We start from the raw sequence: 11,775 nt of genomic DNA, 5'->3' as shown, positions 1-11,775 counted from the left end.
TATTCCCCCCTTTAAGGCAATTGGTCGCGAAATGCGCTTGGTGTCAGACCCGTATACTTTTTGAACAGCTTGCTAAAATAGCTCGGGTCCGAATAGCCGACGGTATAACACACCTCATAAAACTTATTGCGCGGATCGCTTAGCAGCTCCTTGGCCTTTTCGATTCTTACCTTGGTCAAATATTCATTGATCGTTTCTCCCGTTTCCTGCTTGAACAGCAGACACAAGTAGGTCGGCGACAAAAACACTTCCCGCGCGATATCGCCAACCTGAAGGTTTTCGGCAAACCGTTCATCGATCAGGGTATGTACCCGTTCAATCGCATTTTTGGGCTTGCTGCTCCGTTTTTCACGGATCCGTTCGCATACATCCAGCAGATGAGTCTCTACTCTGTGACGCAGATCGAGAATCGTTTCCTGCTTAAATACCTGCTCCCACAGTGCGGCTTCCTTGTCGGCCATCTCCGGCCCCATCATATTAAGCTCCAGCAGCAGTCGGCTTGCCATCAGAATCAGCTGCAGACTGACGTTACGGCAGTTGGTCAAGCCTTCCTTGCGGCTTCGCGACAGGGGCTCAAAAATTCCATCCAGCTCGGCGATCAGCTTTTCCTGATCCGTAGCCTTTAGCACCGACATGATGCGTTCACCCTGAGCCGTATCGAACCGATAAAGGCTGTCCGTATTTTGCTGTAAATTATCGATCGAGATAATATGATTTTTCCCCAGATACCATCTTTGATCGGCCGCCTCGCGTGCTTGGTTATACGATTCAGGCATCGATTGCAATCCGGAAATTCGCTCGCCTACACCGATAGTGACACTAATTTTCAACCAACGCTTCAGGTTGTCGCGAATTTGCTCGGTTAAGCTGAACAGCCGTTCCTCCTGACTATCTTCCTCCCCCATTCTCAGAATGACGACGAACTCGCCATTGCGGGTTTCAAAGGCATACCCCTGCATCATCTGCTCCGTCAATTCCTGAACGATGTTGAGAACCGAATAGGAAAGCAGCTGCTGATCCCGCTCCGTTCGGGTCGCCACCACCTCTGCGCTATCATCGATTTTCAATACGAGTGTCCAATAATCGGCTTCGGCCGGCAAATCGAGTCCGAGAAAATCCAGCCGGTCTTTGATCCGTGCCGGATTCGTCACGCCATCCCAAATCAATGACATCAGAAACTTCTCCCGCAGTAAAGGCATGCTTTGCGTCAGCTTCACCTGCATGTCTACAATATAGGTGCGCTCCTGCTCCGCATCCTGCAGCTCCTTGACCACCCGCTCCACCACAGCTGCCAGCTCCTGCATATTCACTGGCTTGAATATATAATCGACAGCATTGACCTTAAGCGCAGACTTCAAATAATCCGCATCATCATGCCCGCTGACAAAAACAATTTTGATCCCGGGAAAGCGCAGCTTGATTTCACTGGACAGCTGTATGCCATCCATCTGCGGCATGCGGACATCGGTCAGCACCATATCGGGCTTGATCCGTTCAATGAGTTCGAGAGCGACATCCCCATCGTCCGCTTCACCGACGACCTCAATTCCATACTGACTCCAGTCAAAATAAGTGCTCAGCCCGTGCCGCACTGTAGGCTCGTCGTCCACGATAACCAATCGATACATGTGCTGCCCCTCCCATCTATTATGTAGTATAACTTGAATGACGCACAGACACACGCAAAAAGACAAAAGATCGCCGCTCCCGCCGCAATCATACAGGAGGCCGATCTTTGATCTGGTTCATTTACTTTGGGTCAAGCTTCATCGTCGAATTCAACCTTACCCGAAGCCCCTACACCTACAGCCACAGCATCCGCATGGCCTGGTCGTTCCCCCAGCCAAGCGCCTTGCTCAACAAGCTTCCGCTGGAGCTCAGGTATCGATACCTCGCGAAACCCGCTACCGGTTACACTCGCCATAGCCGCTGCTGTTCCTGCCGCCTGCCCCATCGCAAAGCAGTTCGGCATTACGCGGAGCGAGCCCTGCACGGGACGATCGGAGGAAACGGAACGCCCGGCGACGATCAGATTGGACTTGCCCTGCGGCAGCATGCAGCGATAAGGCACTCCATGTGATTGTCCTTTCGGCAGATGCTTGATGACCATCGTACTGGTCGCATTGGCTAGATGAATATCGATAAAATAAGCATTACGGGCTATATCATCCTCGAAGGTTCGCATCGAGATAAAATCATCGACAACCAGCGTATAATCACCGGCAATCCGCCGTGTTTCCCGAATCCCGATCTGATCGCCGGAATGTACCAAATGAATGTCCTCAAAGCCCGGTACATATTTACGCAAAAACTGGATTTGCACATCGATCAGCACACGCCCTTCAATCGCGGCACGGGTCAGATCCTCTGCCTTCGTCCCGTCGATACCGAAGATATGACCAAAGTTAAAGCCGACCACTGAATCTGTGATCCAGGCCATACCCGAAATGCGTTTACGACCTTCCGGAAGATCACCGTTAAGCTGAGCTTCTACGACGGTTTTTTCCAAGCTTTTGCCTTGCCCGGACTGCTCGATAAACTGCTCGAAGCGCGCTTTATCCACGCCAGATACCACATAACACATCGTACCCGGCTGCAGCTCGCCCTGCTCTCCACCCGTTTGAAACGGAACACCGGCTAGCGCAGCCAGATCGGCGTCTCCCGACGCATCGATATACAGCTTTGCTTGAACTACAGAACGTCCAGACTTGTTGCTAATGACGATTCCGCTGATCCGGTCGCCATCGAGCAGCACTTGGTCTGCGACCGTATGAAACAAAAGCTGGGCGCCGCTGTCCAGCACCTCCTTGTCATATACCCGCTTTAGCGTTTCCACGTCAATCGGTACCCAATCCAGCAAATCCTTGTAGCTGTTAAGAAATTTGTCACCGGCCGCCTGCTTCATCTTCTCCAGCAGATCCAGTCCGATACCGCGAATAATCGGCTTTTCTCCATCCGTATAGGGGCAAAAGGCAGGCACCAAAGCTGCCGTACCCATACCGCCGAGGTATCCGCGCTGCTCGATCAACAATGTATTCGCGCCATTCCGTGCCGCTGCTATGGCAGCAGCAATCCCTGTCGCACCGCCTCCGATAACGACAACATCCGGTGTATGGGACACCTGCAGCTCAGAAGTTATTGTAATCGTGGTTAACGCTTGCTTATTCATATTGTCAGCCTCCTTAAGTAAGATATCTTCATTATAAGCTGCCGCTGCAAGAGAACTAGTTTCATTTTAGTTTCATCTAAAATCAAAGCATGGTAGGATAGAACATAAGCACAAGCTACCGAAGCATAGCCAATAAAATCCTAATCTAATTCAAGGGGTGCCCAAGTATGCCCATACGCAAGCAGGTAACGCTGAAAACTATCGCTCAGCAGCTTGGCGTTACGATACAGACCGTTAACAAGGCCTTAAAGGGAAAGCCGGGGATGTCAGAGGCTACAAGGCAGCTTATCGTGGAAGCGGCGGAGAAGCTCGGGTATTTTACGAAAGAGCAAATCCGCAGCTTGAGAGCGGAGCGGATTATTTCCTATCCCATAGAACGCAAAAGATTCCTGCTCGTACAGACCGAGCAATCCATTGGCTATAATCGTCTGCTGCTGGAGGGGCTGCATGATCGCTTTGCCTCCTTCGGCCACCATATTGAAATCTGCTTACTGCCTGCCTTAACTCGGGAGGCCGCTATGGCTGAGTGGCTGGAGGAACAAGCAGTCGCATTCACTGACGGCTTGTTCATTGCGCCCAGCATCTTGCCCAAAACCTGGGAGTCTGTGCTGCTGCAAATACCGATGCCGAAGATTCTGCTCAGCTATCCCCCGCTCGGTACCAAGGCGGACAGTGTGATCTGGGATATATACGAAGCCACTTATCAGGCTGTTGCTTATTTAAGGTCCATCGGCCATCATAACATCATGTATATTGGCGATACGCATTCGCAAAGAGGATTTATTGTGCGCTGGCAGGCTTTTATCCATGCGATGAATGAATTCAATGCTGTGGTAGACGCTGCAGCGCATTCGATCGGTCAGCGCAGCCTTCAACCTGATTGGCTAAAGGATTTGCGAGACAAGCTTGTTCTACATGCCCCAACTGCCGTGATCTGTGGTGTCCATGGTGAGGTCGCCCCTTTTTATCAGCTGTGTCAGGAGCTTAAACTTCGTATACCCGAGGATGTATCTGTTATCGGCTTTTTAAATGAGCAGCCGGATTCGCTTCCGCTCTTCACCAGACCGCTGCTCTCGATCCGCGAAACCGGATATCGGGCTGCCGATCGTATGCTTTGGCGAATTGCCAATCCAACGCTGCCCTATGAGCACATTCGGATTCAGGGAGATTTATGTATCGCTGGAACTACGGCTGTACGTGTGGAATAAACCGGACCTGTCCCGAGAGAGCAAAGCCTAAAGAAACAATCCCAAATATCTACAAAAGAACCTCCAAATCCACTGTAAAGTGGAACTGGAGGTTCTTTTGTATCTCGATATTGATTGTTATGTGGGGACTGAAAATTCCCGAAATGACTTTTGGGATTAACCTTCATATGTCGCTGTCTTTCTTGAAGTTATTCTTCGTTTGCGCTCCCGATTACGATACCGATCTGCCCTTCGGATAAGATCAGATTGTATTTGCGCGTTCTGACGCGATCGCTGAATAAAGATTTACCTGTTTTAATATCAAATTCCCAACCATGCCAAGGACAGCGCACAATTTCCTGATCACGTCCATATTTAAACTCATACACATCGGATGGAAGAGTTGTACCGCAAACAGGTCCTTTGCATAATTCCGCACCTTCATGGGGGCAGCTGTTATGAAGGGCATAAAACTCCCCTTTGATATGAAATATACCAATCGATCGACCCTCCACCTCTACAATCCGGTGGGTTCCTTCCGGTATGATTGCCGTGTCAGCCACGTAGTAAACCGCCATGCTGCTCTTCCCTCCTATATACACTGCTAACAAGCTCCAGAAAGGCTGATAAGAATAGCCTTCCTAAAGCCTTATCAACCCTTTATTTAAGCTTAAAAAGCTGCTTCGCATTCTCATAATAAATTTTACGTTTTTTCTCTATTGGCAGTTGCTGAAGGATTCGGTTCGGATCATCGAAATCCCAATGCGGATAGTCGCTTGAAAACAATAGCATATTTTCCGCATCAAACATTTCGAACATCATTAACAGATGCTTCGGGTTATCCGGCTCTTCTATGGGTTGTGTGGTCATAAAGCAGTGGTCACGCACATATTCACTCGGCATCCGCTTAAGCCATGGGGCGGAAGCACGCAACGCTTTATAATTTTTATCCAATCTCCATAATAACGGTGGTAGCCAGTTAACGCCGCCTTCGCAGAACACGACCTTCAAGGTAGGATACTTCTCAAACACGCCTTCGCAGACAAAGCTGACCAAATGAGCCATATAGGATTGCGGCAGGCAGGTATGCCACTGCAAATAATTGCTTACATATCCGACTGCTGTCGGCGGATTAAAGATACCCGCTCCTTCAGCTCCCGGATGGATGACGAAGGGAAGATCATTTCTGACGCATGCCTCATAGATCGGATGAAATAACCGCTGACCGTAGGGAGTCCGCGAGCCGCCTACTACAACAACGCCGACTATATCCGGATGGGGACCTACCCGGTCAATTTCCCGGGCAGCCTCCAACGGGTCTTGCGTCGCGATACACAGGTAACCTTTGAAATGTTCGCTTTTCGAAAGCCATTCATTAATGAAGTAATCATTATACCCGCGGCATATCGCTGAAGCATAATCCGCATCCGCAAATCCCGATATGCCGATTATCGAATCGGAGTTCAACAGAGCGTATTCCATATTGTAAGGTTTCACCAGGTGTTCGATCATGTAGTCGGGATCGGCGCCAACCGGAAGCCCGCTGGGCGGGTCGGCATCCTTCCGTTTATTGCCGATTGGCGATGCATAGGGCAGCCCTCCTCCGTGCCAACCGAATTTTCTCACCTGACTTTTCCATGGCTCCTCCAAATAAGGAACAAGATCTTGGTTGCTGCGGAACTGATTGTGTACATCACAATCAATCACCTTCAATATTTCTTTGCCGGGATTCATGGATTATCAACCTCTCTTCCGGATCAGGGGGCTTTACCGGTTATTTTTTCTTCGTATACCATTCATTCATCGCATCAATAGCTGCTTTGCCGCCTTTGGCATTGTATTCCTGTACAAATTTATCAAATTCATCCAAGCTCCGTTTGCCCATAATAAATTTCAAGGAGTTTTCTTCACCAAAATTACGCAATTCAGTGGATTTGGAATCATACGCTTCTACAGATGGTGCATATACGGTTTCTTCCCGGTTCCGCTTGAAAGGAATAAGGGGTTCATAATAAGGCAAGAAGCCTTTCGCTCCTAATCTGGCAAAGAAGCTTGGATCGGTATCCCCAAAGAAATACAGCGTGCGCCAATTAATGGCATTGCTTTGTTCAGCTGTTTGTACGGGTTTGCCGTTTTCCATTTTAAAGTCTTGGCCTTCAATTCCGTAGGTCAGCAATTGATCTCCTTCAGGTCCAATGACATAATTCAAATATTCAGCTGCTCCCTGTTTGTTTTTGGCTTGCTTGGGAATAACCCAATAGGAGCTGCCAACAACGGCTTCCTCCGGGACGCCGGATTGACCGTCTTTGCCTGTTACAGGAGCAATGAACTTCAGGGTGCCTCCTGTCTTCTTCTCCTGGATCGATCGGTCAATCGTCAACGCATCTGACCAAGCCGCCGTATTGAATACGGATGTACCATTGATCATCCTGTCCTTCACATCTTTATTAATGGAGAACTCCTGATCAATCAAGCCTTCACTGTACCACTTTTTCATTGTCGTTAAAAATTCCTTATATTCCGGCTGCAGCACAGAAAACTCCAGCTTGCCGTTCTTTACGACGGTCCTGTTGCCAACACCGTAGGCTGCTGCGAACGGAAGGAAAGAATTCGTGAAGGCTCCAGGATTGGCGGCGGCAGCAGTCAAACCAGCAAGATTTTTCTTTTCCTTAATCGTTTTAAGTGTTGCATAAAAATCATCAAGCGTCACCGGATCTTTTAGATCTAATTCCTTGGTAATGTCGGACCGCATAAGGATACCATTGCCTACCTTCTGCGCTACACGGTGTGGAATTCCGTATATTTTGCCGTCTAATCGCGTAGAGTCCATAATTTCCGGTGTAAGGTATGAGCTTAAATTCGGGATACTGGACTTGATCAAATCATCCAATGGTTCGAATGCACCCTGCTGAGCGAGCTTGAAATAGTCGGACTTGCCGCTGATCCGTATCAGATCCGGAACATCACCGGAAGCAAATATGATGGAAACCTTCTGGGACGGATTATCTTTGGGCAGTGCTTCATATTTTACATTAAACCCTGATTTCTCCTTCAATAACTTGACCAGCTTGTTGTTATTCATGTCGTCTGACCCTGAGAACTGCTCTAACGATGGATGATAGGACATCATAACGCTTACATTTTTATTAGTGTTCGCAGCCGTCGCTGACCCGCTTGACTTCTCCGTTCCTTTACTTGCCCCAGTCCCCGCATCATTGCCGCATCCAGCCGCTACGCCAGCAACGAGCAAAGCCGACATACTGATTAACGCTGTTTTTTTGTAATTCATTTGTAACCCTCCCTGTTTTTAGAAATCCATTGTTATTTGAGTATATATATGAAGGTCCGGTGCAAAGACAGGTTGTCTACCCTTTCACCGCTCCCAACATAATCCCTTTTACAAAATATTTTTGAATAAACGGATACACAAGCAGGATCGGAATAACCACGCATAATATGGCCGCCGCACGAATCGTTTCAGGAGTTATTTCTCTAAAAACATCATTGAGCGCCGTATCAGCAGTTTTCTCATCCGACACAAGCTGCAGCAGAAACATCTGCAGTGGAATCCAGCGCCGTTCTGTAATATACATCATTGCCTGAAAGAAGCTGTTCCAGTAGCCTACAGCGTAAAACATCGCTACCGTAGCCAAAGCAGGCTTGGATAATGGAAGATAGATCGAGTAAAGAATGCGCCAGTTAGAAGCTCCATCTATTCTAGCCGATTCTTCTAATGATTCCGGTACACCTATGAAAAAATTGCGAATTAGAATCAAATTAAAGGGGGCTATGGCACCGGGCAATATAAGTGACCACAACGTATTCATCAAGCCTATCTCCTTAACAACGAGATACGTTGGAATCAAACCGCCGCTGAAGAACATCGTTATAACGAACGCCAGCATCAAGACACGCCCGTAAGGCAATACTTTTTTGGATAAAGCATAAGCAGCCAATACCGTCAACGCCATGCTGACTAATGTGCCAACTACCGTAATAAACACGGAATTGGAAAAGGAGTAAAAAAACTGCCTGTTCGTAAGCACATACTCAAACGACAACGTGTTAAAGCCTTTTGGCCACAAAATAATATCTTTTGCCAGCACATGCGCCTCACTGCTGAGCGACTTGGCAGCTATATGAATAAACGGCAAGACCATCGATAATGATAACAGAGAAAGCAAGAAGACATTCAAATAATTAAATACAAATTCACCTTTAGTTCGTATCAACGGTACCACCGCCTTTCCTTGTTAGAATACTCCTTCTTCTCCCATCTTTCTTGCTAACATATTCGCTAAAATGAGTAGCACACAGCCTATTACCGATTTGAACAGCCCAGCTGCCGTTGTTAACCCAAATTGCATCGTACCTAGCCCTACCCGAAATACATAGGTGTCGATGATGTCCGCCACTTCGTATACAGCCGGATGGTACATAACCAAAACTTGCTCAAACCCGGCATCAAGCACATGGCCAAGGCGAAGCAGCAGCAAAACAACGATTGTTGAAGTAAGCCCCGGCAATGAAACATGCCATATTTGCTTAAATCTACCTGCTCCATCCACTGTCGCGGCTTGAAACAGCTCTTCATTAATTCCGATCAATGCCGCCAAATAAACAATTGCACCCCAACCCGCTTCTTTCCATATATCAGACCATACCAAAATCCAACGAAACAAACGCTCATCCGATAAGAAAAATATCGGTTCGAAGCCAAAGGCTTGAATGATCTTGTTCACAATCCCGCTGCTCGGAGAAAGCAAATCTACAGCCATGCCTCCGACAACTACCCATGAAATAAAATGAGGCAAATAAGTAACCGTTTGCACAGCGCGTTGAAATACAGCCAGCCTAAGCTCATTAAGCAGCAATGCTAACAGGATCGGAGCAGGAAATCCTATAACTAGTTTCATTAGACTGATTAATAACGTGTTACGCACAACATTGGGGAACTCGTCGAATGCAAACAGCTCTTGAAAATGTTGAAATCCGACCCATTTGCTATTCATGACACCCTGAATGATGTTGTAGTCTTTAAATGCGATAACGACGCCGTACATCGGCACATATTTAAAGATAATCAGAAACACAAGAGCCGGCAGCACCATTAGATACAAATCCAAATATTTCATGAACCCCTGTTTAGGTCTTTTCGTTGTAACCCCAACCGGCGGTGCGGTCGACGAATTAGTTCTCATTGCTCTCTCCCCTATCCAGTCTTTATGTTGTAATGCTGTAACTATATCGCATATGAAACCACTTTCGTATTCCATTTCTTTTACTTTAAACGCAACTATTTTGTCATATTGACATTGATTTATTTCCCAAGTAAAATTATGTTACGAATGTGGTACCGGTACCACATTACTTTTGATCCGTTATGGTACCGATACCACAACGCGCATGCTTATGCAGCATCTCTCTCGAAGGAAGTGATTATTGGTGGCAACGATCCGGGATGTTGCACAATTATCAGGTGTGTCTGTTTCCACTGTGTCCCGTGTTTTGAACAAGAGCGGCTACGTCAATCAGGAAACGGAGCACAAGGTGAATCAGGCCATCCAGACGCTGCAGTATGAACCCAGTGCAGTCGCTAGAGGACTGGCAAGCAAGCGGAGCCGAACGATCGCTTTGATTCTTTCCAATATGATGAATCCTTTTTTTCCAGAGCTGGCAAGAGCCGTCGAGGAAGTCGCACGTACATTTGGTTATACCGTGTTTTTTGGCAGCTCCGATGATCAAGCCGATAAGGAGCAGGCTTACATCGAGATTTTCAGACAAAGATACGTCGACGGAATTATTTTCTCCTCACACACGCTGGGTATGGAAGAGGCTCTTCGCCTGAACAGCAGCCATATCCCCTATATCGTGCTGGATCGCGCACCCTCTGATGAGGTTTGCAGCGTTGTCCGCTCGAATAATCGTGCTGGGGCGAGGCTCGCTGTTCAGCATTTGCTGGATAGAGGCTGCAGCAAAATCGCTCACATTTATGGACCACAGGAGATTCGAACCGCTCAGGAGCGACTTCGGGGATACGAGGATATCGTGCAGCATTTGCCGTGGTACAGTCCGAATCTGCTCATACCCGGAAATTTCCTCTTGGATGGCGGGATCACAGCTGCTGAACACATGATGGAGCGCCACCCTGATGTAGACGGTGTCTTTGTTGGTAATGATCTGATGGCTGTCGGGGTATTGAAATCCTTGCTCCGTATGGGAGTCCAGGTTCCTGAGCAAGTGGCGATATGCGGATTTGATGGCATACAGCTTACAGAGGCCACAGAACCTGAAATTACAACGGTGGCCCAGCCGATTTATGAGCTTGGAGCTTTAGCGACAAGGCTGCTGATTCAAAAGATTAACGGAGACGCTGTAGCAAACAGCCTGCACGAATTAGATGTTACCCTTATCCCGCGAGCCTCCACAAGAAAGGAATGAAAACCATGAAACCAGCTATCGTAGTTGTAGGAAGTTTGAATATGGATATCGTCATTAATGTCGACCACATGCCTAAGGAGGGCCAGACGCTCATTGGAACCGGATTAACGGAAATCCCCGGGGGAAAGGGCGCCAATCAGGCAGTAGCGATCGGCAAGCTGCAGGCACCGGTCAGCATGATCGGGAAAGTCGGAGCCGATCCGTACGGCACCTCCCTCTTAAGCTCTCTAACAGCTTCCCACGTCAATACAGAGCATATCGTTACCTCTACCAAGAAATCCGGTGTTGCTGTAGTTACCGTGGATCAGAGTGGCAGTAACCATATCATTGTTATTCCAGGTGCTAACTTTGATATCACAGAGCAGGATATTGAGCTGCAAAGGCAGGCTATTGAGCAATGTGAGATTGTCGTGCTTCAGCTTGAGGTTCCCATGGAGGTTGTCAAATACACCCTTCAATTAGCCAAGCAGCTTGGTAAAACAACGATATTGAATCCAGCTCCAGCCAAACCTCTCGATGATGAGCTCTTGTCCTACGTCGATATTTTGATTCCGAATGAGCATGAGCTGGCGGATATTTGCGGAATTGAGCTTGTCGATGACCAAAGCCTTCAAGCTGCGACCCAGGCGCTGCTGGCCAAAGGCGTCCAATCACTCATTGTGACACTTGGCGAAAAGGGCTGCTGTTATGCAGATCATCAGACGTTCACCATGTTCCCGGCCCATAAGGTCAAAGCCCTGGATACCACTGCTGCCGGAGACAGCTTTATAGGTGGCTTTGCAGCCAGCTATGTGTCCAATCCGAATATGGACGAAGCGATCCGGCAAGCCCAGATTGTAGCCGCCATCACGGTGACCCGCGCCGGAGCCCAAAGCTCACTGCCTACTCTGGCAGAGGTGCAGCAGTTTGCCCGCGAATGAATTAGATAAGAGGCTGTCCTTCGAGTAGACTTTCTCTACTAAAGGGACAGCCTCTCTG

Annotated in this window: 10 protein-coding genes; 3 read left to right on the top strand and 7 right to left on the bottom strand. The window is 48.1% G+C overall.

Annotated features, from left to right (window positions below; genetic code table 11):
* Nucleotides 1–11 precede the first annotated feature (11 nt).
* Nucleotides 12–1,628, bottom strand: coding sequence for a response regulator (locus NST47_RS12780; protein WP_341155492.1), 1,617 nt, complete (start codon nucleotides 1,626–1,628; stop codon nucleotides 12–14).
* 131 nt (nucleotides 1,629–1,759) lie between these two features.
* Complete coding sequence (locus NST47_RS12775) at nucleotides 1,760–3,169, bottom strand: FAD-dependent oxidoreductase (protein ID WP_341155491.1); 1,410 nt, start codon at nucleotides 3,167–3,169, stop codon at nucleotides 1,760–1,762.
* A gap of 167 nt (nucleotides 3,170–3,336) precedes the next feature.
* Between NST47_RS12775 and NST47_RS12770 the strand changes: the two genes are divergently transcribed.
* On the top strand, nucleotides 3,337–4,377 hold the full coding sequence (locus tag NST47_RS12770; RefSeq protein WP_341155490.1) for a LacI family DNA-binding transcriptional regulator: 1,041 nt from the start codon (nucleotides 3,337–3,339) through the stop codon (nucleotides 4,375–4,377).
* Nucleotides 4,378–4,565: 188 nt separating this feature from the next.
* On the opposite strand, the gene NST47_RS12765 is transcribed toward NST47_RS12770, so the two are convergent.
* The 5 genes from NST47_RS12765 to NST47_RS12745 form a co-directional block, all read right to left on the bottom strand.
* Nucleotides 4,566–4,934, bottom strand: coding sequence for a Rieske (2Fe-2S) protein (locus NST47_RS12765; RefSeq protein ID WP_341155489.1), 369 nt, complete (start codon nucleotides 4,932–4,934; stop codon nucleotides 4,566–4,568).
* Between the two features lie 82 nt (nucleotides 4,935–5,016).
* Nucleotides 5,017–6,090, bottom strand: a complete 1,074-nt coding sequence (locus NST47_RS12760; protein ID WP_341155488.1) for an amidohydrolase family protein — start codon at nucleotides 6,088–6,090, stop codon at nucleotides 5,017–5,019.
* 40 nt (nucleotides 6,091–6,130) lie between these two features.
* On the bottom strand, nucleotides 6,131–7,645 hold the full coding sequence (locus NST47_RS12755; RefSeq protein ID WP_341155487.1) for an extracellular solute-binding protein: 1,515 nt from the start codon (nucleotides 7,643–7,645) through the stop codon (nucleotides 6,131–6,133).
* 76 nt (nucleotides 7,646–7,721) lie between these two features.
* The gene (locus NST47_RS12750) at nucleotides 7,722–8,597 is read right to left on the bottom strand and encodes a carbohydrate ABC transporter permease (protein ID WP_341155486.1); all 876 of its coding nucleotides are present in this window, start codon (nucleotides 8,595–8,597) and stop codon (nucleotides 7,722–7,724) included.
* A gap of 12 nt (nucleotides 8,598–8,609) precedes the next feature.
* A complete protein-coding gene (locus NST47_RS12745) occupies nucleotides 8,610–9,557 on the bottom strand; it encodes an ABC transporter permease (protein ID WP_341155485.1) in 948 nt (315 codons plus the stop codon).
* A 244-nt stretch (nucleotides 9,558–9,801) separates the two neighbouring features.
* Here NST47_RS12745 and NST47_RS12740 point away from each other — a divergent pair, with 244 nt between their 5' ends.
* Together NST47_RS12740 and rbsK are read left to right on the top strand one after the other, a co-directional pair.
* On the top strand, nucleotides 9,802–10,797 hold the full coding sequence (locus NST47_RS12740) for a LacI family DNA-binding transcriptional regulator (RefSeq protein WP_341155484.1): 996 nt from the start codon (nucleotides 9,802–9,804) through the stop codon (nucleotides 10,795–10,797).
* A gap of 5 nt (nucleotides 10,798–10,802) precedes the next feature.
* Nucleotides 10,803–11,717: a ribokinase gene (gene rbsK / locus NST47_RS12735; RefSeq protein WP_341155483.1), complete on the top strand. Its 915-nt coding sequence runs from the start codon at nucleotides 10,803–10,805 to the stop codon at nucleotides 11,715–11,717.
* Nucleotides 11,718–11,775 lie beyond the last annotated feature (58 nt).

It is taken from the genome of Paenibacillus sp. FSL H8-0034, from assembly GCF_038000305.1.
Classification (GTDB): domain Bacteria; phylum Bacillota; class Bacilli; order Paenibacillales; family NBRC-103111; genus Paenibacillus_S.
The sequence above is the reverse complement of the archived record's forward strand: the minus strand, read 5'-3'. Positions and strand labels throughout refer to the sequence as shown.